Source organism: Bradyrhizobium monzae, assembly GCF_021458635.1.
Lineage (GTDB): Bacteria > Pseudomonadota > Alphaproteobacteria > Rhizobiales > Xanthobacteraceae > Bradyrhizobium.
In genome coordinates this window covers 633,707-657,136 of sequence record NZ_JAIRDQ010000002.1, presented here as the reverse complement: position 1 = coordinate 657,136, position 23,430 = coordinate 633,707, and the positions used below count along the sequence as shown (strand labels likewise).

The 23,430-nt window shown below is 64.5% G+C and carries 21 protein-coding genes; all 21 read left to right on the top strand.

Going from position 1 to position 23,430, the window contains the following annotated elements:
• Window position 1 precedes the first annotated feature (1 nt).
• The 21 genes from K3F49_RS12135 to K3F49_RS12035 all read left to right on the top strand — a co-directional run bounded on the left by K3F49_RS12135 (window position 2) and on the right by K3F49_RS12035 (window position 23,404).
• Window positions 2-928, top strand: a complete 927-nt coding sequence (locus tag K3F49_RS12135; protein WP_234681149.1) for a Gfo/Idh/MocA family protein — start codon at window positions 2-4, stop codon at window positions 926-928.
• A 2-nt stretch (window positions 929-930) separates the two neighbouring features.
• Window positions 931-2,007 (top strand): aldose epimerase family protein, encoded by a 1,077-nt coding sequence (locus tag K3F49_RS12130; protein WP_234681148.1) that lies wholly within the window; start codon window positions 931-933, stop codon window positions 2,005-2,007.
• Window positions 2,007-2,885, top strand: coding sequence for an SMP-30/gluconolactonase/LRE family protein (locus tag K3F49_RS12125; RefSeq protein ID WP_234681432.1), 879 nt, complete (start codon window positions 2,007-2,009; stop codon window positions 2,883-2,885). Before K3F49_RS12130 ends, K3F49_RS12125 begins: the two co-directional genes overlap by 1 nt.
• Window positions 2,886-2,959: 74 nt before the next feature.
• Window positions 2,960-4,033 (top strand): multiple monosaccharide ABC transporter substrate-binding protein, encoded by a 1,074-nt coding sequence (gene chvE, locus K3F49_RS12120; RefSeq protein ID WP_234681147.1) that lies wholly within the window; start codon window positions 2,960-2,962, stop codon window positions 4,031-4,033.
• A 60-nt stretch (window positions 4,034-4,093) separates the two neighbouring features.
• Window positions 4,094-5,671 (top strand): multiple monosaccharide ABC transporter ATP-binding protein, encoded by a 1,578-nt coding sequence (gene mmsA / locus K3F49_RS12115; protein ID WP_234681146.1) that lies wholly within the window; start codon window positions 4,094-4,096, stop codon window positions 5,669-5,671.
• The gene (gene mmsB / locus K3F49_RS12110) at window positions 5,668-6,858 is read left to right on the top strand and encodes a multiple monosaccharide ABC transporter permease (RefSeq protein ID WP_234681145.1); all 1,191 of its coding nucleotides are present in this window, start codon (window positions 5,668-5,670) and stop codon (window positions 6,856-6,858) included. The genes mmsA and mmsB overlap by 4 nt, the downstream gene beginning before the upstream one ends.
• A gap of 266 nt (window positions 6,859-7,124) precedes the next feature.
• On the top strand, window positions 7,125-8,351 hold the full coding sequence (locus K3F49_RS12105; protein WP_234681431.1) for a sensor histidine kinase: 1,227 nt from the start codon (window positions 7,125-7,127) through the stop codon (window positions 8,349-8,351).
• Window positions 8,352-8,390: 39 nt separating this feature from the next.
• On the top strand, window positions 8,391-9,053 hold the full coding sequence (locus K3F49_RS12100; RefSeq protein ID WP_234681144.1) for an HAD family hydrolase: 663 nt from the start codon (window positions 8,391-8,393) through the stop codon (window positions 9,051-9,053).
• Window positions 9,054-9,059: 6 nt separating this feature from the next.
• Window positions 9,060-10,010, top strand: a complete 951-nt coding sequence (locus K3F49_RS12095) for a sugar-binding transcriptional regulator (RefSeq protein WP_234681143.1) — start codon at window positions 9,060-9,062, stop codon at window positions 10,008-10,010.
• 380 nt (window positions 10,011-10,390) lie between these two features.
• On the top strand, window positions 10,391-11,644 hold the full coding sequence (locus K3F49_RS12090; protein ID WP_249794745.1) for an ABC transporter substrate-binding protein: 1,254 nt from the start codon (window positions 10,391-10,393) through the stop codon (window positions 11,642-11,644).
• A 148-nt stretch (window positions 11,645-11,792) separates the two neighbouring features.
• Window positions 11,793-12,665: a carbohydrate ABC transporter permease gene (locus K3F49_RS12085; RefSeq protein WP_234681141.1), complete on the top strand. Its 873-nt coding sequence runs from the start codon at window positions 11,793-11,795 to the stop codon at window positions 12,663-12,665.
• A gap of 4 nt (window positions 12,666-12,669) precedes the next feature.
• Window positions 12,670-13,500, top strand: a complete 831-nt coding sequence (locus K3F49_RS12080) for a carbohydrate ABC transporter permease (protein ID WP_234681140.1) — start codon at window positions 12,670-12,672, stop codon at window positions 13,498-13,500.
• Window positions 13,501-13,516: 16 nt separating this feature from the next.
• Window positions 13,517-14,524 (top strand): ABC transporter ATP-binding protein, encoded by a 1,008-nt coding sequence (locus K3F49_RS12075; RefSeq protein WP_234681139.1) that lies wholly within the window; start codon window positions 13,517-13,519, stop codon window positions 14,522-14,524.
• A gap of 20 nt (window positions 14,525-14,544) precedes the next feature.
• Entirely contained in the window at window positions 14,545-15,318 is a 774-nt protein-coding gene (locus tag K3F49_RS12070) for an SDR family NAD(P)-dependent oxidoreductase (protein WP_234681138.1), read from the top strand.
• Window positions 15,319-15,356: 38 nt separating this feature from the next.
• Entirely contained in the window at window positions 15,357-17,003 is a 1,647-nt protein-coding gene (locus K3F49_RS12065) for an FGGY-family carbohydrate kinase (protein WP_234681137.1), read from the top strand.
• A gap of 5 nt (window positions 17,004-17,008) precedes the next feature.
• On the top strand, window positions 17,009-17,944 hold the full coding sequence (locus K3F49_RS12060; RefSeq protein ID WP_234681136.1) for a carbohydrate kinase family protein: 936 nt from the start codon (window positions 17,009-17,011) through the stop codon (window positions 17,942-17,944).
• A gap of 101 nt (window positions 17,945-18,045) precedes the next feature.
• A complete protein-coding gene (locus K3F49_RS12055) occupies window positions 18,046-19,467 on the top strand; it encodes an amidase (protein WP_234681135.1) in 1,422 nt (473 codons plus the stop codon).
• 85 nt (window positions 19,468-19,552) lie between these two features.
• A complete protein-coding gene (locus tag K3F49_RS12050) occupies window positions 19,553-20,503 on the top strand; it encodes an ABC transporter permease (protein ID WP_234681134.1) in 951 nt (316 codons plus the stop codon).
• Complete coding sequence (locus K3F49_RS12045; protein ID WP_234681133.1) at window positions 20,500-21,393, top strand: ABC transporter permease; 894 nt, start codon at window positions 20,500-20,502, stop codon at window positions 21,391-21,393. Before K3F49_RS12050 ends, K3F49_RS12045 begins: the two co-directional genes overlap by 4 nt.
• Window positions 21,394-21,395: 2 nt before the next feature.
• On the top strand, window positions 21,396-22,403 hold the full coding sequence (locus K3F49_RS12040) for an ABC transporter ATP-binding protein (RefSeq protein WP_234681132.1): 1,008 nt from the start codon (window positions 21,396-21,398) through the stop codon (window positions 22,401-22,403).
• A complete protein-coding gene (locus K3F49_RS12035) occupies window positions 22,400-23,404 on the top strand; it encodes an ABC transporter ATP-binding protein (protein WP_234681131.1) in 1,005 nt (334 codons plus the stop codon). The genes K3F49_RS12040 and K3F49_RS12035 overlap by 4 nt, the downstream gene beginning before the upstream one ends.
• Window positions 23,405-23,430: the final 26 nt, after the last annotated feature.

Here is a 23,430-nt window from a genome sequence, read left to right as displayed (position 1 = left end):
TGTGACTGAACTTCGCATCGCCATCGTCGGCTTCGGCAAGATTGCGCGCGACCAGCACGTCGGCGCGATCGCCGCAGTGCCAGGCGCGATGCTCGCCGCAATTGCCAGCCGCAACGCGTCGCTGCCAGACCTGCCGCATTTCGCGACCGTCGAGGAGCTGCTGGAGAAGGGACCGCAGATCGACGCGGTGTCGCTCTGCACGCCGCCGCAGGTGCGTCGTGCCCAGGCTGCCGCGGCGCTCGCCGCCGGCAAGCATGTCATGCTGGAGAAGCCGCCCGGCATCGGCGTTGCCGAGCTCGATCCGTTGATCGCCCTTGCCGCGGAGGCAAAGCGCACTCTGTTTGCGACCTGGCATTCGCGCCATGCACCCGCGGTCGAGCCGGCCCGCGAATGGCTGGCTGCACGCCGGATCAAATCGGTGCATATCAATTGGAAGGAAGACGTCCGCGTCTGGCATCCCGGCCAGGCCTGGATCTGGGAGCCGGGCGGGCTCGGCGTGTTCGATCCCGGCATCAACGCGCTGTCGATCCTGACCCGCATCCTGCCGAAGCCGGTGTTCGTCACCGCGGCCGAGCTCGCTTTTCCGGCCAACTGCCAGTCGCCGATTGCGGCCAATTTGACGCTGACCGATATCGGCGGTCTGCCGATCACGGCCGAATTCGACTTCCGCCAGACCGGACCGCAGAGCTGGGATATCCTGGTCGAAACCGACGAGGGCCGGATGACTTTATCCCGCGGCGGCAGGATCATGGCGCTCAACGACAAGGTTGTTGCCGACGCGCCCGATGAGGAATATCGCGAGCTCTATCGGCATTTCGTCAAGCTCGCCGCGACTGGCGCGAGCGACGTCGATCTGGCACCGCTTCGTCTCGTTGCCGACGCTTTCCTGCTCGGCAAGCGCAACATCGTCGAACCGTTTGTGGACTAGACATGGCTGGCTCAAAAATAGCAAAAGACGTTTTTGGAACGCTGCCTGACGGACGCAAGGTCGAGCGCATCGTGCTGCGCGGGGAGGGCGGGTTTGAGGCTCGCATCATCACCTATGGCGCGGTGATCCAGGCGCTGATCGCGCCGGATGCGAAGGGTGGTTACGACGACGTCGTGCTCGGCCATGATGCCTTCGACGGCTATCTCGCCGAACGGAAGTTTTTTGGCGCGACCGTCGGCCGGTACGCCAACCGCATCGCCAGTGGGCAGTTCTCGCTTGATGGCGAGACCTTCCAGCTTCCAATCAACAACGGCCCGAATGCGCTGCATGGCGGCCTCGACGGCTTCGACCGCAAGCTCTGGGACATTGCCGAGCTCGACGATGGCGCCAGCCCTGCGGTTACGCTGACCTACACCAGCCCGCATGGTGAGGAAAATTATCCCGGCAAGTTTGATGTGCGCCTGACCTACCGCGTCACCGGCCCGGCCGAGCTGTCGTTGACGATGGAGGGGCGGACGGACCGTCCGACCATCGTGAACCTCACCAACCACAGCTTCTTCAATCTGGAAGGCGCGACGTCGGGTACGCCCACGCTCGATCACAGGCTGACGGTCAAGGCCGAACATTTCCTGGCCATCGATCCCACCGCCATCCCGCTGCCGGAGCCGCCGCGCAGCGTGGCTGGCACGCCGTTTGACTTCCGCGAGGCCCACGCTGTCGGCGCGCGCATCCGCGAGAGCGATCAGCAATTGCGTAACGGCAAGGGCTACGACCACACCTACTGTCTTGCGCGTGACGGCAAGCTCGCACTCGCGGCCCGGCTGGAGGCGCCGCGCTCGGGGCGGATCATGGAACTGTTGACCGATCAGCCCGGCCTCCAGGTCTATTCCGGCAACTATCTCGATGGCACGATCTCGGGCAAGGGCGGCAAGCTGATCCGGCAGTCGGACGCGTTGTGCCTGGAGCCCCACACGTGGCCCAATTCGCCGAACCGGCCTGATTTCCCGAGCCCGCGCCTCGATCCTGGTGGCGTCTATCGGCATCACACCGTCTATCGCTTTGCCGCGAGGACGCCATGATGGAAGAGGTGCCGACCTCCGTTCTCTCCGCCGAACACTGTCACCTCGGCGAAGGCCCGACCTATGATGTCGCCACGGATACAGCGTGGTGGTTTGATATTCGTGAGGGACGCCTGTTCGAGGCGCATCTTGGCAGCGGCACGATCCGCATCCATGCGCTTGGCAGGATGGCGAGCGCGCTCGGGCGGATCGATGCCGAACGCCAGCTGGTCGTCGCGGAAGATGGTTGTTACATCCGCAGCGTGGCCGACGGCGCGATGACGCTGTTCTGTCCGCTGGAGGCGGACAATCCCGCAACGCGCTCCAATGATTGCCGCGTGCATCAATCAGGCACGTTCTGGATCGGCACGATGGGGCGCAAGGCCGAGCGGGGGGCCGGCGCCATCTATGCGCTCCACCGCGGCAAGATCTCGACGCTGTTTCCGGGCATCAGCATTCCCAACTCGATCTGCTTCTCGCAAGACGGCGCGATCGGTTATTTCACTGACACAGCGCGCGCCGTGCTTTATGCGGTGCCGCTCAATCCCACCACCGGCCTGCCGCGCGGCGAGCCGGAAGTGCTGCTGCGCCACACTGGCATTGGCGGCCTCGACGGCTCGGTGTGCGACGCCGAGGGGCAAATCTGGAACGCCTGCTGGGGCGCGGGCCGGGTCGACGTCTACTCGCCGCAAGGCGAGCGCCTGCGCTCGCTGCGCGTGCCGGCGAGGCAGGCGAGCTGTCCCGCTTTCGTCGGCGCCGATCTGTCGCGCCTGCTCGTCACCTCGGCGTGGCAGGATATGGATGCCGACGCACGCGCGGCCGATCCGCAGGCCGGTTGCACCTTTCTGCTACAAGCGTCCGCGCGCGGTCGCGCGGAGCCCGACGTCAAGCTCGCATAGGAGATCCGAAGCCGACCTTTACCTCTGTTCTCGACGACACTAAGAAGCAGTCTGACACCCAAAGGGAGTGAAGCATGTTGAAATTGAAGACGACATTTCTCGCATTGGCGCTGGCCGGTGCCGCAACGATGGCCGCAGGCGTCGCCGCCTCCGCGCAGGACAAGGCGACCGTGGGCATCGCGATGCCGACCAAATCCTCGGCGCGCTGGATCGACGACGGCAACAACATGGTCAAGGTGCTGAAGGAGCGCGGCTACAACACCGACCTGCAATATGCCGAAGACGACATCCCGAACCAGCTCTCGCAGATCGAGAACATGGTGACCAAGGGCGCCAAGGCGCTGGTGATCGCCGCGATCGACGGCACCACGCTGTCCGACGTGCTCAAGCAGGCGAAGGCAAAAGGCATCACCGTGATCGCCTATGACCGCCTGATCCGCGGCACGCCGAATGTCGACTATTATGCGACCTTCGACAATTTCCAGGTCGGCGTGCTCCAGGCGGAGTCGATCGAGAAGGGGCTTGGCCTCAAGGAAGGCAAGGGCCCGTTCAACATCGAGCTGTTCGGCGGCTCGCCCGACGACAACAACGCCTACTTCTTCTACAATGGCGCGATGAGCGTGCTGAAGCCGTATATCGACAGCGGCAAGCTCGTGGTCGCCTCCGGTCAGATGGGCATGGACAAGGTCGCGACCTTACGCTGGGACGGCGCTACCGCCCAGGCCCGCATGGACAACCTGCTCAGTGCCTATTACGGCAACAAGAAGGTCAACGCGGTGCTGTCGCCCTATGACGGCCTCTCGATCGGCATCATCTCCTCGCTGAAGGGCGTCGGCTACGGCAGCGCCGATCAGCCGATGCCGATCATCTCGGGCCAGGACGCCGAAGTGCCGTCGATCAAGGCCATGCTGCGCGGCGATCAGTACTCGACCATCTTCAAGGACACCCGCGATCTCGCCAAGGTGACCGCCGACATGGTCGACGCCGCGCTGGCCGGCAAGCAGGTGACGGTCAACGACACCAAAACCTATGAAAACGGTGTCAAGACCATCCCTTCCTATCTCCTGAAGCCGGTCGTGGTGTACAAGGACAATTGGGAGAAGACCCTGGTTGACAGCGGCTACTACAAGAAGTCGCAGTTCCAGTAAGAGGCCTAATCCCTCTCCCCGCTTGCGGGGAGAGGGAACTAGCGATCGAGGACGAAAATCATGACCGCCATGCTGGAGATGCGCAACGTCAGCAAGAGCTTTGCCGGTGTGCAGGCGCTGCGCGACGTCAACTTCTCGGTCGAGGCTGGCCAGATCCACGCCCTGGTCGGCGAGAACGGCGCCGGCAAGTCGACGCTGATGAAGGTTTTGAGCGGCGTCTATCCGGCGGGCAGCTACGAAGGCACCATTGTCTTTGAAGGCGAGGAGCGCCGCTTCCGCGACATCAACGATTCCGAGGCGCTCGGCATCATCATCATCCATCAAGAACTGGCGCTGATCCCGCTGATGTCGATCGCGGAAAACATCTTCCTGTCGCATCCGCCATCGAAGCTCGGCGTGATCGATCGCGACGAGGTGTACCGGCGGACGCGCGAGCTGCTTGCGCAGGTCGGACTGAAGGAATCGCCGGATACGCTGATCACCGATCTCGGCGTCGGCAAGCAGCAGCTCGTCGAGATCGCGAAGGCGCTGTCCAAGCGCGTCCGGATGTTGATCCTGGACGAGCCGACTGCGAGCCTGAACGAGGCCGACAGCGCCGCCTTGCTGGAACGCCTGATGAAATTCCGGGAACAGGGCATCGGCTCGATCCTGATCTCGCACAAGCTCAACGAGGTCGCCAAGGTCGCCGACCACATCACCGTGCTGCGCGATGGCCGCACCGTTGACGGCATCGACTGCCGCGCCGAGCCGATCCAGGAAGACCGCATCATCCGCAGCATGGTCAATCGCGATCTTGCCCATCGCTTCCCCGAGCGCAGCGCGAAGATCGGCGAGCCCGTCCTCGAGGTTTCGAATTGGTCGGTCTATCACCCGATCCATCCCGATCGGCAGGTGATCAAGAACGTCAATTTCGGCGTCAAGCGTGGCGAGGTCGTCGGCATCGCCGGGCTGATGGGCGCCGGCCGCACCGAGTTCGCCATGAGCCTGTTCGGCCGCTCCTGGGGCACTAATATTACCGGCCGCATCGCCCTTGAGGGCCAAGAGATCGCGCTGACGAGCGTCGCGGCTGCGATCGACGCCGGCCTCGCCTATGTCACCGAGGACCGCAAGCAACTCGGGCTGATCCTGGCCGACGATGTCCGCAAGAACATTACGCTGGCAAGCCTCAACCAGGTCGCGCCTAACCGGGTGATCGACGACATCGCCGAGCTGAAGGTCGCCAGCGACTACCGCAACCGCATGCGGATCCGCTGTTCCGACGTCTACCAGGAGACCGGGCAGCTCTCCGGCGGGAACCAGCAGAAGGTCGTGCTGTCGAAATGGCTGATGACCGACCCCAAGGTCCTGGTCCTGGACGAGCCGACAAGGGGCATCGACGTCGGTGCCAAATACGAGATTTACTGTATCATCAACGAGCTTGCGGAAGCCGGCCGCGGCGTGGTGGTGATCTCCTCGGAGATGCCCGAGCTGCTCGGCATCTGCGACCGCATCTGCGTCATGAACGACGGCGCCTTCGTCGGCGAGTTCCCGGGCGCTGAGGCGACACAGGAAAAGATCATGCGCGCCATCATGCGCAACGAACGAAGCAACGGTAAAGGCGCGGTCGAGGCCGCGGAGATGGGAGGATCGCAGCCATGACCGACAAGACGGTTTCGCTGCCCGAGGAGCGCCGGCACGGCAGCTTCATCAAGAACAATCTGCGCAACTACGGCATGCTGATGTCGCTGATCGCGATCATGCTGTTCTTCCAGGTCATGACCGGCGGCACGCTGCTGCAGCCGCTCAACCTGACCAATCTGGTGCTGCAGAACAGCTACATCGTCATCATGGCGCTGGGCATGCTGCTGGTGATCGTCACCGGCCATATCGACCTGTCGGTCGGTTCGGTCGCGGGTTTCGTCGGTGCGGTCGCCGCTCTCCTGATGGTGACCTACAAGGTCGACTACACGCTCGCCTTTATCATCTGCCTCGTCGTCGGCGCGGCCATCGGCGCCGCGCAGGGCTATTGGGTCGCCTATTTCAAGATCCCGTCTTTCATCGTGACCCTGGCCGGCATGCTGGTGTTCAAGGGCCTCGCGCTTGCCGTTTTGCAGGGCCAATCGCTCGGGCCGTTTCCGTCGACCTTCCAGAAGCTGTCGTCGGGCTTCATCCCGGAACTGCTGCCAGAGGCCGGCACGCTGCATCCGACCTCCATGCTGATCGGCGCGGTGCTGGCGCTGGGGCTGGTCTATGCCAGCGCCAAGAGCCGGACGCGTGAGGTGTCGCACGGTATCGAGGTCGAGCCCTATGCGTTCTTCCTCGGCAAGAGCGTGGTGCTCGCCTGTGCGGTGCTGTACTTCACCTATCTGATCGCGACCTATCGCGGCCTGCCCAACGTGCTGGTCATCATGAGCGCCTTGATCGCGCTTTACGGTTTCGTCACCCGACGGACCGTGATCGGTCGGCAGATTTATGCGGTCGGCGGCAACGCCAAGGCGGCCGGCCTGTCGGGCATCAAGACTGAGCGGCTGACCTTCTTCACCTTCGTCAACATGGGCGTGCTGGCCGCGCTCGCCGGCCTGGTTTTTGCCGCGCGCCTCAACACCGCAACCCCGAAAGCGGGCCTCGGCTTCGAGCTCGATGTCATCGCCGCCTGCTTCATCGGCGGCGCCTCGGCCTATGGCGGTGTCGGGCGCGTCGGTGGCGCCGTGGTCGGCGCCATGATCATGGGCGTGATGAACAACGGCATGTCCATCCTCGGCATCGGCATCGACTACCAGCAGGTCATCAAGGGCCTGGTACTGCTCGGCGCCGTGTGCATCGACGTGTACAATCAGCGGCGGTAGCCGCATCGGCAGTGCCGTAGGCAAGGGCGCTCTTGCGCGGTGCCCACCATCTCCTGCTCGACATATCCTGAAAAAGCTGGTGGGCACGCTTCGCTTTGCCCACCCGGGCTCATTGAGTCCTCGGAATCTCCCGGGCCGAGCCCGCGTGCATCGTTGATTTAGATCAACCGACAGTCAACTCCGTGCTAATTTAATGGGTCTGACGTAGCGTACAGGGGGAAGTTCCCGTGACAAGTACACCGCTTTCGCTACCGGCGTCGGAGGTGATGCTGGTCTCGACGACGCCCGCGTTGCAACTGATCTACGATACCGCACCGATCGGGCTTGCCTGCCTGTCGCGCGACTGCCGCTATCTCCTGATCAACCAGCGCCTTACCGAGATCTGCGGCATATCGGTCGAAGGCCATCTCGGGCATTCCGTCAGGGACTGTGTGCCTGCTCTGGCCGATTCCGTTGAACAGATCGTGCGGTCGATCGTCAAAACCGGGGAACCCGTCATTGGTATAGAGGTCGCAGGACAGCGCGCGGATCAGGTCGAGGAGCGCTCCTGGGTCACCTATTGGCATCCGTTGCGAACGCAGGCAGGCGAGATCATTGCGGTCAATGTCGCTGCGGAGGAGATCACTGAACGCAAGCGGGCCGAGCGGGAAATCCGCAGCGCCAGGGATGCCGCCGAGACGGCGCTTCGCCATTTGCGCGACATCCAGGCCTCGCTGATCGAGGCGGAGAAGCTCGCCGCACTGGGGCGAATGGTCGCCGGCGTTGCTCATGAGATCAACACGCCGCTTGGTAGCAGCCTGACGGTTGCCTCGACACTTCAGCGGAGGGCCGAGTTGTTCGCGGCGGAAGTCGCGCGGGGCGATCTCAAGCGTTCGACCTTGATCAGGTTCCTGAAGCTGGTCAGCGAGGCCTCGGCACAACTGGTCACAAATCTCGACCGAGCGGCCGAGCGTGTTCAATCGTTCAAACAGGTGGCGGCCGATCAGACCGAGTCCGATCGGCGAAGTTTTGACGCGGGCGAACTGACAGGCCAGGTTCTTTCCCAATTCGAGCGGCAATTGCGGCAGCGTGACATCGCGCTCAGCCTCCGCTGCGAGCCGGGTCTTGCGATGGACAGCTACCCCGGGCCATTCGGGCAGGTCCTGACCAATCTCGCCGTCAACGCGATGACACACGCGTTCCCGGGCGACGGACGAGGGGCGATTCGAGGGACTATCAATGTCTCGCTCGGCGCGGCCGGCGACGGGCATATTGCGCTTTCGTTTGCCGACGACGGCTGCGGCATGCCGCCAGATGTGGAGCGGCGGGCCTTTGATCCTTTCTTTACGACGCGACGGCACGATGGTGCGAGCGGTCTCGGTCTGCACATCGTCCACAGCATCGTCGTGGATCGATTGGGCGGACAGCTCCAGCTCGAAAGCAAGCCGGGCACGGGCACGGTACTTCGGCTTGTTCTGCCCAGGATTGCCCCAGACCGACGCGGCGAGGCCTGAGCTATTGCTCATCAATTGGGTATATGATCGAATAGCTGGATGAACCAGGGCCGGCCAAAACCCGATCTGATCATCTTCGATTGCGATGGGGTGCTCGTCGACAGCGAGCTGTTGAGCTGCCGATGCCTGTCCGAGGTGCTGGCGGAATTCGGCCTTCAGCTCAGTGTGGAGCAGGCGCTCGAACTCTTCCTCGGGCGCAGCACCGAGGCGATCGAGCAGCACTATCGCGATCTCGGGCGAGCCCTGCCTGACGACTTCTTTCCGCGCCTGAAGGCGCGGGTGCTCGAGACCTTTGCGGCGGCGCTTCAACCGATCCCCGGCGTCGGCGCATTGCTGTCCGAATTGGAAATGCCGCGCTGTGTGGCATCGTCGAGCGACCTCGATCGCGTCTCGCTGTCGCTTGATGTCACCGGCCTCGCGCCGCATTTCGGCGATCGGCTCTACACCGCGCAGATGGTCAGGCACGGCAAGCCTGCGCCGGATCTCTTTCTTCACGCTGCCGGGAAAATGCGGGCAAGTCCTTCGCGCACGCTGGTGATCGAGGACAGTGTGAGCGGCGTGCAGGCTGCCAAGGCGGCCGGCATGATGGTCTGGGGATTTGTCGGTGGGGGTCATTATCGCGCGCGCGATGGCCGCGCTATATTGTCCGCCGCCGGAGCCGATCGGGTCTTCGCGCGCATGAACGAATTCTGGGAGGCGTGAGGCCGCATGGCCGTCGAGAACGAAAAATCCAGGCTCGACGACGCCGCGCGTGCCGGCTGGCTCTATTTCATCGCCGGCCACACCCAGGACGAGATCGCAAAGATGCTGCAGGTGTCGCGCGCCTCGGCGCAGCGGCTGGTGTCGCTGTGCCTCGCCGAGCGGCTGATCACGTTCCGGCTCGAACATCCGATTGCCGCCTGCATGGAATTGGCCGCGCAACTGAAGGAGCGTTTTGACCTCAGCCATTGCGAGGTGGTGCCGGCCGATCCTGCGGCGCCGCAGGCCACCGCCGGCATCGCCGAGCGCTGCGCCAATCTGCTCGACGCGACGCTGCGCTCGGAGACGCCCGTGATCGTCGCGCTCGGCACGGGGCGGGCGGTGCGCGCCGCGGTCGAGCGCGTCACGCCGATCGACCGGCCCAACCACCAGATCGTCTCGCTGGTCGGCAACATCTCGGCCGACGGTTCGGCGAGCTTCTACGACACCGTCGGCCGGCTCGCCGACCGCACCGGCGCGCGGCATTACCCGATGCCGCTGCCGTTCCTGATGTCGTCGGAGGACGAGCGCAACAAGATGGTCCGTATCGAGCCGATCGCGAAGGTCAAGGCGGTCGCCGCCAGGGCGGATCTGCGCCTCGTCGGCATCGGCCAGATGGACCAGAAGGCGCAGGTCCATGTCGATGGTTTCGTCACGCGTGATGAATTGTTCGAGATGATGCGGCAGGGCGCCATCGGCGAGATCACCGGCTGGGCCTATGATGCCAAGGGCCGCCTGCTCAAGGCCGGCACCAACAAGCGCCTCACCAGCATTCCGCCGGAAGTCCCGGCCAAGACCACGACCATCGGCGCCGCGGTCGGTGCGGCCAAGGTGCCGGCGATCGCGGCTGCGCTGAACGGCGGTCTGATCAACGGCCTGATCACCGACGAAGCCACCGCGCGGGCGATCCTGGAGCGGTAGGGCTAGCCGGCGCGGCAATGGGACTGCGCTCCCTCTCCCGCTCGCGGGAGAGGGCCGGGGAGAGGGTCTCTCCGCTGGCAAGACTCCTCCAGAGGATAGAACCCTCACCCGCCGCGCTCTTGCGAGCGTGTCGACCTCTCCCGCAAGCGGGAGAGGTGAAGAGCCACACGCAGTCGCTTCCATCCAGGCCTCCTCCCTCCCGCACCGCAGCACTCATAAGTTGCGGGAACGACTGCGCGCCTGCTTGACAAGCGCCGCACCTCGTCCGAACATACGCCCAACGCGTGGGCATATGCTCAAAAGCGCGGGCTAGGGAGGTCACCGTGAAACACGTTCTGGGCGCCGTCTGCGGCGCGTCCGTACTGCTTGCCGTCCCCGCGATGGCCGAAACGACCCTGACGATCGCCACCGTCAACAATGGCGACATGATCCGCATGCAGGGCCTGACCAGCGAATTCACCAAGGCGAACCCCGACATTTCGGTGAAATGGGTGACGCTTGAGGAAAACGTGCTGCGCCAGCGCGTCACCACCGACATCGCCACCAAGGGCGGCCAGTTCGATGTGCTGACCATTGGCACTTACGAGGTGCCGATCTGGGCCAAGAAGGGCTGGCTGGTGCCGCTCGCCAATCTCGGCGCCGATTATGACGTCGCCGACCTCCTGCCGAAGATCAGGGACGCGGTCTCCGTCGACGGCAAGCTCTATGCCGCGCCGTTTTACGGCGAGAGCTCGATGATCATGTACCGTACCGATCTGTTCGAGAAGGCCGGCCTGAAGATGCCGGAGAAGCCGACCTGGGAGTTCGTGATCGACGCCGCCAAGAAGCTGACGGACAAGAACGGCGGCGTCTACGGCATCTGCCTGCGCGGCAAAGCTGGCTGGGGCGAGAACATGGCCTTCCTCTCGGCGATGGCCAATTCCTACGGCGCACGCTGGTTCGACGAGAAGTGGGAGCCGCAGTTCAATACGCCGGAATGGAAGACCACGCTCACGACCTACGTCAATCTGATGAAGGACGCCGGCCCTCCCGGCGCGAGCTCGAATGGCTTCAACGAGAACCTCGCGCTGTTCAACGCCGGCAAGTGCGGCATGTGGATCGACGCGACGGTGGCGGCGTCCTTCGTCACCAATCCGAAGGATTCCAAGGTCGCCGACAAGGTCGGCTTTGCGCTCGCGCCCAACACCGGGCTCGGCAAGAACGCCAACTGGCTGTGGGCCTGGAATCTCGCGATCCCCGCCGGCTCGAAGAAGACCGAGGCTGCCGAGAAGTTCATCGCGTGGGCGACGAGCAAGGACTATACCAAGCTCGTGGCGTCGAAGGAGGGCTGGGCCAACGTGCCGCCGGGCACACGCACCTCGCTCTACAAGAACGATGAGTATCTGAAGGTCGCTCCCTTCGCCAAACTGACGCTGGCCTCGATCGACGCGGCCGATCCGAACAAGCCGACCGTGAAGCCCGTGCCTTATGTCGGCGTGCAATATGCCGCGATCCCCGAGTTCCAGGGCATCGGCACGCAGGTGGGGCAGCAATTCTCTGCAGCACTTGCGGGTTCTATGACGGTCGATGCGGCGCTTGCCGCCGCGCAGTCCGCTACCGAGCGCGAGATGAAGCGCGCCGGTTACATCAAGTAGACCCGAGCTCTCCCTGAGCTCAAACTTGCGGCCATCCACTCTTTGCTCGATGGATGGCCGCCTTCTTCCTGATGTTTATTTTGACGCGTTTTCTTTCCGCGAACCGGTCTCCACTTCGCTCGAAAACGCCTTGAAGGAGAGCCCAAGAATGGCAACCCGGCAGACGCAACTCCTTGCGCGGTCGCTCCTGACCCCGGCCGTCGGGCTGCTCTTCGTCTGGATGATCGTTCCGCTCGCGCTGACGATCTATTTCTCAACGCTGCATTACAGCCTGCTCGATCCCGGCTCGGAATCGTTCGTCGGGCTGGAAAACTTCCGCTACTTCCTCACCGATCCCGCCTTCCTCGCTTCACTCCAGAACACGCTGGTGCTGGTCGGCTCGGTGCTGGCCCTGACGATCCTGCTCGGCATTCCCCTGGCGCTGCTGATGGATCAGCCGGTGATCGGCCGCAATATCGTGCGGTTGATGGTGATCGCGCCGTTCTTCGTGATGCCGACGGTGAGCGCGCTGGTCTGGAAGAATTTGCTGATGCACCCGGTGTCCGGCCTGTTCGCGTGGCTCGCAAAACTGGTCGGGCTGACGCCGATCGACTGGTTCACGGACGCGCCGCTGCTCGCCGTGATCCTGATCGTGGCCTGGCAATGGCTGCCGTTCGCGACGCTGATCCTGCTCACCGCGCTGCAATCGCTCGACGAGGAGCAGAAGGAGGCGGCCGAGATGGATGGCGCCAGCGCGGTCTCGACCTTCATCTACATCACGCTGCCGCATCTGGCGCGCCCGATCACGGTAGTGATCCTGATCGAGACGATCTTCCTGCTCACCGTGTTCGCCGAAATCTTCGTCACTACCGGCGGCGGGCCGGGGCTGCAGACCACCAACATCGCCTTCCTGATCTATTCGCAGGCGCTGATACAGTTCGATGTCGGCAGCGCCTCTGCGGGCGGCCTCGTGGCTGTGGTCATCGCCAATGTCGTCGCTTTCTTCCTCGTCCGCATCGTCGGCCGCAACCTGGAAACCTGAAATCATGGCGCGCAAGTCAACGACGCAGCGTGTGGTGGTCTCGACGATCGGGGCGTGGTTCTTCGGTTTCCTGATCTTTTTCCCGATCCTGTGGATGGTACTGGCGAGCTTCAAGACCGAGCTTGAGGCCTTCGCCATTCCGCCGTCCTTCCTGTTCTTCCACTGGACCACCGAGAATTACGCGACGGTGCAGGAGCGTAGCGATTATTTCCACCACGCGCTGAACTCGATCATCATCGCCGGCGGCTCGACGCTGATTGCAGTCTTGATCGCGATCCCGGCTGCGTGGTCGATGGCGTTCTCGCCGACCAAGCGCACCAAGGACATCCTGCTCTGGATGCTCTCGACCAAGATGATGCCGCCGGTCGGCGTGCTGGTGCCGATCTATCTGATCTTCAAGACTTTCGGCCTGCTCGATTCCCGTTCCGGACTGATCTTCATCCTCTGCCTTGGTAACTTGCCGATCGTGATCTGGATGTTGTTCACGTACTTCAAGGAGATCCCGCGCGACATCCTGGAGGCCGCGCGCATGGATGGCGCCACCATCGGCCGCGAGCTCGTCTATGTCCTGACACCGATGGCGATCCCGGGGCTGGCGTCGACCATGCTGCTCAATCTGATCCTGGCCTGGAACGAGGCATTCTGGACGCTCAATCTGTCCACTTCGAACGCCGCGCCGCTCACCGTGTTCATCGCGTCCTATTCAAGTCCGGAAGGATTGTTTTGGGCCAAGCTGTCGGCGGCTTCCACGCTGGCGATCGCGCCCATCATCGTCCTCGGTTGGTTCAGCCAGAAGCAGCTCGTGCGCGGGCTCACCTTCGGCGCGGTAAAGTAAGAAGGGCTGCCGGATCATGGGTCAGATTACACTTCAGGACGTGCAGAAATCCTTCGGCCCCGTGCACATCATCAAGGGCGCCGATCTCGATATCGCGGACGGCTCCTTCGTGGTGTTCGTGGGACCTTCCGGCTGCGGCAAGACCACGCTGCTGCGGCTGATCGCCGGGCTCGAGGACGTCAGCGGCGGCAAGATTTTGATCGACGGCAAGAACGTCGTCGATACGCCCCCCGCGAAGCGTGGGCTGTCGATGGTGTTCCAGTCCTACGCGCTCTATCCGCACATGAGCGTGCGCGGCAATATCGGCTTCGGCCTGAAGATGGCGGGGCTTTCCAAGGACGACACCAACCGTAAGGTCGAAGCGGCGGCAGCGACACTGAACCTTACGCCTTATCTCGACCGCAAGCCGCGCGAACTCTCCGGCGGCCAGCGTCAGCGCGTCGCGATCGGGCGCGCCATCGTCCGCGAGCCCAAGGCGTTCCTGTTCGACGAGCCGCTGTCGAACCTGGATGCGGCGCTGCGCGTGCAGATGCGCATCGAGGTGACGCGGCTGCAGAAACAGCTCGGCACCACCGCGATCTACGTCACCCACGACCAAGTCGAAGCCATGACCATGGCCGACAAGATCGTCGTGCTCAACGGCGGCAAGATCGAGCAATATGGCTCGCCGCTGGAGCTTTACGAGCGCCCCGCCAATCTCTTCGTCGCCGGCTTCATCGGCTCGCCCAAGATGAATTTCGTCACGGGGGAAAACGCGGCGCAAAAGGGCGCTGCCACCATTGGTGTGCGGCCGGAGCACATCAAGATCGAGCGCGACGGCGCCGGCGGCTGGCCGGGCACGATCGCGGTCGCCGAGCATCTCGGGAGCGATACCTTTCTCTATGTCGACGCCGGGCCGCTCGGGATGCTGACGGCGCGCTACATCGGCGAATTGAGCCTGCATGCCGGCGACCGCGTGTCGCTGGTGCCGGATCCCGCGCGCATTCACCGCTTCGACGCAAGCGGCAACGCGCTTCGGAACTAACAAGAAACGGGAATACGACCATGTACCTGGAAAAATTCAAGCTGAGCGGCAAGACCGCGTTCATCACCGGCGGCGGGCAGGGCATAGGGCTCGCCTGCGCGGAGGCACTGGCCGAGGCCGGCGCCAAGGTCATCATCGGTGACCGTGACAGCAAGGTCGCCGGTGACGCCAAGGCCAGCCTGAAGGCGAAAGGTTTTGAGATCGAGACCGCGATCATGGACGTCACCGACACCAAACGCGTGGCCGAGGTCGCCAATGATCTCGTCGGCCGTCACGGCAAGGTCGACATTCTCGTCAACAATGCCGGCATTGCCCGCAGCGAAACGCCGGCCGAGACCGTAACCGACGAACACTGGCTCAACGTCATCGACGTCAATCTCAACGGTACCTTCTGGTGCTGCCGCGAGTTTGGCAAGCACATGCTCAAGGCCAAGAGCGGCGCCATCGTCAATGTCGGCTCGATGTCGGGATTCATCGTCAACAAGCCGCAGGAGCAGTGCTTCTACAATGCCTCCAAGGCCGGCGTGCATCATTTGACCAAGTCACTCGCCGCCGAATGGGGCGCGCGCGGCATCCGGGTCAATGCGGTGGCGCCGACCTATATCGACACGCCGCTCAACGCTTTCGTGAAAAGCACCCCGAGAATGTATGACGCCTGGATCGGTGGAACTCCGATGGCGCGGATGGGGCAGGTCGAGGAGATCGCCTCGGTCGTCCTGTTCCTGGCATCCGAGGCCGCGAGCCTGATGACCGGCAGCATCGTGCTGGTGGATGGCGGCTATACTTGCTGGTAAGCTTGCGTCAAAACTGACGAGAGCTTCCGGGAGCGACAATGCCGCGAGCGTATATCGGCGTCGACGTGGGGACCACGAGCACGCGGGCAGGGGTGTTTGACGAGGCGGGCACGCTGCTTGCGACCGCCAAGCATCCGATCCGCATTTGGCACGAGGCCGGCGATATCGTCGAGCAGTCGTCCCAGGACATCTGGGAGGCCTGCGTCAAATCGGTGCGGGCGGCGACGGCGGAAGCGGCCATTGCGCCCGACAGCGTCGACGGCATCGGTTTTGACGCGACCTGTTCCCTGGTGGTGCTCGACCGCCAGGGCGAGCCGGTCACGGTGAGCGCCTCCGGCGACAAGCAGCGCAACGTCATCGTCTGGATGGATCATCGCGCCATTGCCGAGGCGCGGCTGATCAACGAGACCGGGGATTCGGTGCTGCGCTATGTCGGCGGCTCGATCTCGCCCGAGATGGAGATGCCGAAACTGTTGTGGTTGAAACGGCATCTGCGCGCGAGTTTTGACGCTGCCGGGCATTTCTTCGATCTGGCGGATTATCTGACCTGGCGCGCGACCGGTTCGCTGCAACGTTCGACCTGCACCGTCACCTGCAAATGGAACTACCTTGCGCATGACGGCGGCGGCTGGAGCGCGCCGTTCTTTCAGCGCATTGGCCTGTCCGACTTCGTCAGCGAGAAATACGCCCGCATCGGCACCGAGATCGTCGCCCCCGGCACGCGGCTCGGCGCCGGTCTCACCCGCGCGGCCGCCGCCGATCTCGGCCTGTCCGCGGGCACGCCGGTCGGTGCCTCGTTGATCGACGCCCATGCCGGCGGCATCGGCGCGATCGGAGGGCGTGACGGATCGGGTGGAACGATGGATGTCAGCGATCGCCTGGCCTACATCATGGGAACGTCGGCCTGCATCATGGCGACGACGAAAGAACCGTGCTTCGTGCCCGGCGTCTGGGGTCCCTATTATTCCGGCATGGTGCCGGACTTCTGGCTCAACGAAGGCGGCCAGTCGGCCGCGGGCGGTGCGATCGACCATCTCCTCAAGTCGCATCCGGGTCACGCCGAGGCGAGCGCGGCAGCGCGCAGCGAGGGCGTCGACCTCATCGAATTCCTCGAGCGCCGCATCATCGCGCGCGCCGGCGATGCCAGCCGTGCCGCGCTGTTCGCCCGCAACGTTCATGTGCTCCCTGAGTTCATCGGCAATCGTTCGCCTTATGCCGATCCGGATACGCGCGCGGTGATCGCGGGCCTCGATCTCGACACTGATGTCGGTTCGATGGAGCGGCTGTTCATCGCCGGACTGTGCGGGCTGGCCTACGGGCTCGCCGAGGTGATCGAGGCCTTTGCCGCGCACGGCGTCCATGCTGGCATCATGATCATGGGCGGCGGCGCCAGCCGCAGTCCGCTGGTGCGACAGATCATGGCCGATACGACCGGTCTCACCGTCGCGCTGCCGCAAACCAAGGAGCCGGTGCTTCTCGGCGCCGCGATGCTGGGTGCGGTCGCCGGCGGCGCCTATGCCTCGATCGGTGAGACCATGGCAAAGATGTCGGCGCTCGGACGCAAGAGCGAGCCGACCGCGCCCGACGTGGCGGCGTTTCATACGAAGAAGCGCGAGGTCTACAAGCTGCTGCGCGAGGTCGATCGCGGCAGCCGGGCCGTGATGCGCGACGTCGCGAAGGGTTAAGGGGCATGCTGATTTCCTGTGGCGATGCGCTGATCGATTTCGTGCCGACGAAGAACGCCGATGGGCGCGAAGCGGTGATGCCGGCGGTCGGCGGCTCCTGCCTCAACGTCGCGATCGGCATCGCGCGGCTGGGCGCGCCGACTGGCTTTGTCGGCGGCATTTCGAACGACATGTTCGGGCGCATGGTAGCTGATCATGCCGCAGCGTCGAACGTCGAGCTGGGGCTCTCTACCCGCAGCGATCACCAGACTACGCTCGCCTTCGTCCGCATCGTCGCCGGCGAGTCGCATTACGCTTTCTATGACGCCGAGACCGCGACGCGTAATTGGACCTACCGGCGCGGAACCATTTCCTTCGATGCGATCGAGGCTGTCCACATCGGCTCGACCACGCTGGTCAACGACCAGGGCGCGGCCGAGAGCAAGGACCTGATCGCGGACGCGCGGATGTCGTCGACGATCTCGTTCGACCCGAACTGCCGGCCCAATCTGGTCAAGGACAAGCCGGCCTATCTTGCACGCATGGACGAGTTCGCGGCCAGTGCCGATCTCATCAAGATGTCGGACGTCGACTTCGCCTATCTCTTCGGCGAGGAGCCATATCAGCAGCGGGCGAGTGCACTGCTGGGGCGGGGGACAAGTCTCGTCGTCATCACCCGAGGCAACAACGGCGCCATCGCCTGGCATGCGGAGGCAGGGCAGATCGAGGTTGACGCGCCGAAGGTCGCGGTCGCCGATACCATCGGCGCCGGCGATAGCTTTCAGGCCGCGTTGTTGTTCGCCTTGCACAAGCAGGGGCGCCTCACCCGGCGGCAATTGAAGGACATCGGCGCAGACGAGCTGCGCCGCGCGCTGTCCTTTGCCGCCAACTGTGCGGGCCTGACCTGCACCCGCCCGGGCGCCGATCCGCCCTGGCGCCATGAGATCAGCTGGAGCTGGTAGGCGTCGCGATGTCCGGGCGGACTGCGGCCATGCGCCAGCCGAAATGGACAGGGCAAGTCCGCGCTGGCAAGGTCCGCGCGTCCTGACGCGAGCCTGTCCTGATGACCAACGACCTCTGCTTCCTCTCCGCCACCGAGCTGCGCGCGCGTATCGGCCGCAAGGAGGTCTCCCCCGTCGAGGTCACGCGCGCCGTGCTCGCGCGCGCCGAGGCGCTCCAGCCTAAGCTGAACTGCTTCATCACGCTGTGCGGCGACGAGGCGATGGCCGCGGCGCGCGAGGCCGAGCGGAAGGTCATGGCGGGTGAGCCGCTCGGCCTGCTGCATGGGCTTCCCGTCACCGTCAAGGACATCGTCAACACACGCGGCGTGAAGACGACTTTTGGCGCCGTTCCCTACAAGGACAACGTCCCTACCGAGGATGCCGTCGCGGTCGCAAAGCTGCGCAGCGAGGGCGCGATCCTGATCGGCAAGACCACGACGCCGGAATTCGGCAGTAAATGCCTGACGGATTCACCGTTGTTCGGCCGCACCCGTAACGCATGGAGCGCGGAGCGTTCGTCCGGCGGCTCCAGCGGCGGTGCGGCCGTGGCGGTGGCGAGCGGCATCGCGCCGCTGGCGATCGCGACCGATGGCGGCGGCTCGACGCGAATTCCGGCCGCCTGCAACGGCGTCGTTGGCTTGAAGCAGAGCAACGGTGTGATCGCGCACAGCCAGGCGCTCGATGCGTTCGGCAACCAGACCTATGTCACGCCGACCACGCGCACTGTCGCCGACACCGCGCTGATGATGCAGGCGATGGCCGGCGAGGATTCCTGCGATCCCTGGTCGATCGGGGTGCCCGTGCCCGATTTCATCGGCACCGCGGCCCCGCGCGGCGATCTGCACGGTCAGAAAGTCCTGTTCTGTGCCGCGCCGCCCGGTCGCCCGGTGTCGGCGGATGTTGCCACAGCGTTCAAGGCAAGTCTCGACCGGCTCGCGAGCCTGGGTGTCGAGCTCGAAGAGTTCTCCGGCGAGGGCTACGACGTCGAGCCGATCTGGCGCGCTATCAACCACACGGTCTGGCGCTCGCGTTTTTCGAAGCTGGTGGCGGAGCATCGCGATGCCCTCAGCGAGGCCTTCGTCAAACAGATCGCGCTGGCAACCAATGTCAGCGGCGTTGATTATCAAGAGGCGATGTTCGCGCGCACGGCGTTGTTCCGCCGCGTGCAATCCCTGCTTGCGCGCGGGCATCTGTTGGCGATGCCGACCATTACCCGCACCGCGCTGCCGATCGACCAGGACCTGTTCGGCACCATCGAGATCGACGGGCAGCAGTTCGACAGCGTCCGGCCGCACTGGTTCCCCTGGACCATGCCGTTCAACATGACCGGACACCCCGCCATCAGTCTGCCCTGCGGTTTTGGTCGCGACGGTCTGCCGATCGGTCTCCAGCTCGTCGGCCGCTTCCGGGCCGACGCGGAATTGCTGCGCGTCAGTGCGCTGTTCGAGGCCTCGCACGACCTTCTCGCTCACCGGCCGGCTTGATGGCGGACGATGAGCCGCAAAAGGCTTGCGTCCGGCTCCCGGACATGTTGATCGTGCCGCTGATGAGCCCTGAATCCGACCACGCATGAGCGTATTTGTCCTCCGACGTGTCCTGACATTGCTGGCGACGCTGGTCGGCGCATCCGTGATCATTTTCCTGGTGCTGGACGCGCTGCCGGGCAATGCCGCCCAGATGCTGATGGGCGCCGACGCGTCGGCGGACGCGGTGCGTGCGCTCACTGTCAAGCTTGGGCTCGATCAGCCGCTCGCGTTCCGCTACCTGCAATGGATCAAGGGCCTTTTCGTCGGCGATCTCGGCAACTCCTATGTCTATGGCACGCCGGTCGGCGCCCTGATCGCGGAGCGGCTGGTGCTGACCATTCCGCTCGCGATCATGTCGATGCTGATCACGGTGGTGCTAGCACTCTCGGCCGGCATCTACACGGCCGCCAACCACAACAAGATCGGCGATGTCGGCGTGATGTCGCTGACCCAGATAGGCATCGCACTGCCGAATTTCTGGTTCGCGATTCTCCTGGTCCTCCTGTTCGCCGTGCGGCTGCAATGGCTGTCCGCGGGCGGCTTCGCCGGCTGGGAGGATGGCATCTGGCCCGGCGTCAAATCGCTGCTGCTGCCGTCGATCTCGCTTGCGGTGGTGCAGGCCGCGATCCTCGCCCGCGTCACCCGCTCGGCCGTGCTCGAAGTGCTGCGCGAAGATTTCGTCCGCACCGCGCGCGCAAAGGGGCTCGGCAAGCGCGAGGTGCTGTGGAGCCACGTGCTGCGCAACGCCATGATCCCCGTCATGACGGTGATGGGCCTGCAATTCGCCAATCTGCTCGCCGGCACCATCGTGATCGAGAACGTGTTCTACCTGCCCGGCCTCGGCCGGCTGATCTTCCAGTCGATCGCCAACCGCGACCTGATCGTGGTGCGCAATTGCGTGATGCTGCTCGCCGCCATGGTCGTCATCGTCAATTTCGTGGTCGACGTGCTCTATGCCTTCATCGATCCACGCATCAAGGTGCACGACCTGTGAGCGCGCCCCTGACAACTTCGGTTGAAGCACCGGTTGCAACGCGTTCGTTGCCGGCCCGAACATTCTGGGGCCGCGCGCTCCGCCATCGCAGTTTTGTGCTGGGCGGCGTGCTCAGCCTGCTGGTGGTCGCCTCGGCCGCGCTCTCGCTGGTGTGGACGCCGTGGTCGCCTTACGAGATCGATATCGCCTCGAAACTTCGGCCGCCCTCGGCCGCGCATTGGCTCGGCACCGATACCTTCGGCCGGGACATCGTCTCGCTGCTGCTCGCTGGCGCCCGTTCCACCATCCTGGTCGGCATCATTGCAGTCAGCATCGGTCTCTCCTTCGGCGTCTGCCTCGGCCTGATCGCATCGGCCAAGCGCGGCTGGACCGAAGAGATCATCATGCGCTTCTCGGACTTCACTTTCGCTTTTCCGGCCGTGCTCTCCGCGATCATGCTCGCTGCGGTCGCGGGGCCGGGCATGCTGACCTCGATCATCGCGATCGGCATCTTTCAGATCCCGACGCTGACCCGGCTGACGCGCGGCTCGGCCAATGCGATCTGGGCGCGTGAATTCGTGCTGGCGGCGCGTGCCTCGGGGAAGGGCGCCTTTCGCATCACCATCGAGCACGTGCTGCCGAACATCCTGTCGATCCTGATCGTGCAGGCGACCATCCAGTTCGCGCTCGCCATTCTCGCGGAGGCCGCGCTGTCCTATCTCGGCCTCGGCACGCAGCCGCCGCAGCCGTCCTGGGGTCGCATGCTGAACGATGCGCAGACCATGTTGTTTCAGTCGCCGATGCTCGCCGTCTATCCGGGCGCCGCGATTGCCATCGCCGTGCTCGGCCTCAATCTCCTCGGCGACGGCTTGCGTGATTTGCTCGATCCCAGACTGGCGCGGGAGCGGTGACGATGACCGATCCCGCAAAACTGATCGAAGTCGACAATCTCGGCGTTCGCCTCAACACCAGCCGCGGTCCGGCGCAGGCCGTGCGCGGCGTCAGCTTTGCGCTGAAGCGTGGCGAGACGCTCGGACTCGTCGGTGAGTCCGGCTGCGGCAAGTCGGTCACGGCGCTGTCGCTGATGGGATTGCTGCCGGACAGCGCGCTCGTCACCGGCAGCATCAGGCTGGATGGACGCGAGCTCGCGCGGCTCCCGGATGCGGATTACTGCGGCTTGCGCGGCAACCGCATCAGTATGATTTTCCAGGAGCCGATGACGGCGCTGAACCCGATGCACACGATCGGCCATCAGGTCGCCGAGCCGCTGCGGCGTCACAAGAAATATTCCGCCGCGCAGGCGCGCAGAGAGGCAATCGCCTTGCTCGACCGGGTCGGGCTGCCCGATCCGGCAAAGCGCATCGATGCCTATCCGCACCAGTTCTCCGGCGGCCAGCGCCAGCGTGTCACGATCGCGATGGCGCTCGCCTGCGAGCCGGATCTCCTGATCGCAGACGAGCCGACCACCGCGCTCGACGTCACCATCCAGGGCCAGATCCTGGATCTCATCGCCGACCTCGTCGAGGAGCGCGGCATGTCGATGATCCTGATCTCGCACGATCTCGGCGTCATCGCCGAGAACGTGCAGCGCATGATGGTGATGTATGGCGGCACGGTCGTCGAGAGCGGGCCGACCGACGAGGTGTTCCGCCGCATGGGCCACCCCTACACGCAGGGCCTGTTCCGCGCGCGTCCGCGTCTCGGCGCGCGCAAGGGGACGCGGCTGATGACGATCTCGGGCACGGTGCCGGAGCTCGCCGATCTGCCGGTGGGCTGCGCCTTCGGCGAGCGCTGTCCGCTGGTCGAGGACAAATGCCGCGCGGCGATGCCGCCGATGGTAGAGGTCGGTCCGGCGCACGTCGTGCGCTGCGTGCGTACCGACGTCTCGATGGCCACGAATATCGGGGCGTTGTCCGCATGACCGCAGCACCGCTTCTCGATGTCAAAGATCTCGAGCAGCGCTACACGCTGCCACGCGAAAGCCTGTTCCGTCCGCCGGGCCAGGTGCGTGCGCTCAATGGCGTCAGCGTGCAGGTCTCCGCCGGCAAAAGCCTCGGCATCGTCGGCGAGTCCGGCTCCGGCAAATCCACTTTTGCGCGCGTCGTGATGGCGCTGGAGCGACCGACCGCGGGACAGGTCACGCTGCTTGGACGCGATCTCAACCGCATCTCGCCGGATGAATTGCGCCGTGCGCGGCGCGATTTCCAGATGGTGTTCCAGGATCCTTACGGATCTCTCGATCCGCGCCAGACCATTGCGCGCATCGTCGCCGAGCCGCTCACCGTGCTCGATGATGCCGACCGCAATACGTTCCGCACCCGCGTCGCTGCGGTGCTGAAGCAGGTCGGCTTGCGCGACGCGGACATGGACAAATATCCGCATGAATTCTCGGGCGGCCAACGCCAGCGCATCGCGATCGCGCGCGCGCTGATCACCCAACCAAAACTGATCGTCGCGGACGAGCCGGTCTCCGCGCTCGATGTCTCCGTGCAGGCGCAGGTGCTGAACCTGATGCAGGACCTGCAGGAGCAGTTCGGGCTGAGCTACATCCTGATCAGCCACGACCTCGCCGTGGTCGATTATCTCTGCGACGAGGTGGCGGTGATGTATCTCGGCCGGGTCGTCGAGCGGGGGCGGCCCGAGGATCTGTTCGAGCGCTGTGCCCATCCCTATACGCGGGCGCTGCTGGATGCGATACCGCGCGCACGCCCCGGCGGGAGCCGGCGCCGGCGCGGGGCCCAGGCCATCGCCTCGCAATCGGCGGCTGCTGCCGGGTGCCCCTATGTGGCGCGTTGTCCGCTCGCCGACCAGCATTGCCGCGAGGTTCCGCCCTTGCTACGCAGGGTGGGCGAGGGACATCTCGCCGCCTGCCACAAGGCGGAGGCCGTGATGGCATTGCCGCAGGCGGCTATGGAAGGTTAGTGTCGGCTACGCAATTGGCGTAGCCT

Excerpts from the sequence above, each read along its gene's own strand:
- K3F49_RS12130 (WP_234681148.1), top strand. The coding sequence starts at position 931 with ATGGCTGGCTCAAAAATAGCAAAAGACGTTTTTGGAACGCTGCCTGAC.
- K3F49_RS12125 (WP_234681432.1), top strand. The coding sequence starts at position 2,007 with ATGGAAGAGGTGCCGACCTCCGTTCTCTCCGCCGAACACTGTCACCTC.
- chvE (WP_234681147.1), top strand. The coding sequence starts at position 2,960 with ATGTTGAAATTGAAGACGACATTTCTCGCATTGGCGCTGGCCGGTGCC.
- mmsA (WP_234681146.1), top strand. The coding sequence starts at position 4,094 with ATGACCGCCATGCTGGAGATGCGCAACGTCAGCAAGAGCTTTGCCGGT.
- mmsB (WP_234681145.1), top strand. The coding sequence starts at position 5,668 with ATGACCGACAAGACGGTTTCGCTGCCCGAGGAGCGCCGGCACGGCAGC.
- K3F49_RS12105 (WP_234681431.1), top strand. The coding sequence starts at position 7,125 with ATGCTGGTCTCGACGACGCCCGCGTTGCAACTGATCTACGATACCGCA.
- K3F49_RS12100 (WP_234681144.1), top strand. The coding sequence starts at position 8,391 with ATGAACCAGGGCCGGCCAAAACCCGATCTGATCATCTTCGATTGCGAT.
- K3F49_RS12095 (WP_234681143.1), top strand. The coding sequence starts at position 9,060 with ATGGCCGTCGAGAACGAAAAATCCAGGCTCGACGACGCCGCGCGTGCC.
- K3F49_RS12090 (WP_249794745.1), top strand. The coding sequence starts at position 10,391 with ATGGCCGAAACGACCCTGACGATCGCCACCGTCAACAATGGCGACATG.
- K3F49_RS12085 (WP_234681141.1), top strand. The coding sequence starts at position 11,793 with ATGGCAACCCGGCAGACGCAACTCCTTGCGCGGTCGCTCCTGACCCCG.
- K3F49_RS12080 (WP_234681140.1), top strand. The coding sequence starts at position 12,670 with ATGGCGCGCAAGTCAACGACGCAGCGTGTGGTGGTCTCGACGATCGGG.
- K3F49_RS12075 (WP_234681139.1), top strand. The coding sequence starts at position 13,517 with ATGGGTCAGATTACACTTCAGGACGTGCAGAAATCCTTCGGCCCCGTG.
- K3F49_RS12070 (WP_234681138.1), top strand. The coding sequence starts at position 14,545 with ATGTACCTGGAAAAATTCAAGCTGAGCGGCAAGACCGCGTTCATCACC.
- K3F49_RS12065 (WP_234681137.1), top strand. The coding sequence starts at position 15,357 with ATGCCGCGAGCGTATATCGGCGTCGACGTGGGGACCACGAGCACGCGG.
- K3F49_RS12060 (WP_234681136.1), top strand. The coding sequence starts at position 17,009 with ATGCTGATTTCCTGTGGCGATGCGCTGATCGATTTCGTGCCGACGAAG.
- K3F49_RS12055 (WP_234681135.1), top strand. The coding sequence starts at position 18,046 with ATGACCAACGACCTCTGCTTCCTCTCCGCCACCGAGCTGCGCGCGCGT.
- K3F49_RS12050 (WP_234681134.1), top strand. The coding sequence starts at position 19,553 with ATGAGCGTATTTGTCCTCCGACGTGTCCTGACATTGCTGGCGACGCTG.
- K3F49_RS12040 (WP_234681132.1), top strand. The coding sequence starts at position 21,396 with ATGACCGATCCCGCAAAACTGATCGAAGTCGACAATCTCGGCGTTCGC.
- K3F49_RS12035 (WP_234681131.1), top strand. The coding sequence starts at position 22,400 with ATGACCGCAGCACCGCTTCTCGATGTCAAAGATCTCGAGCAGCGCTAC.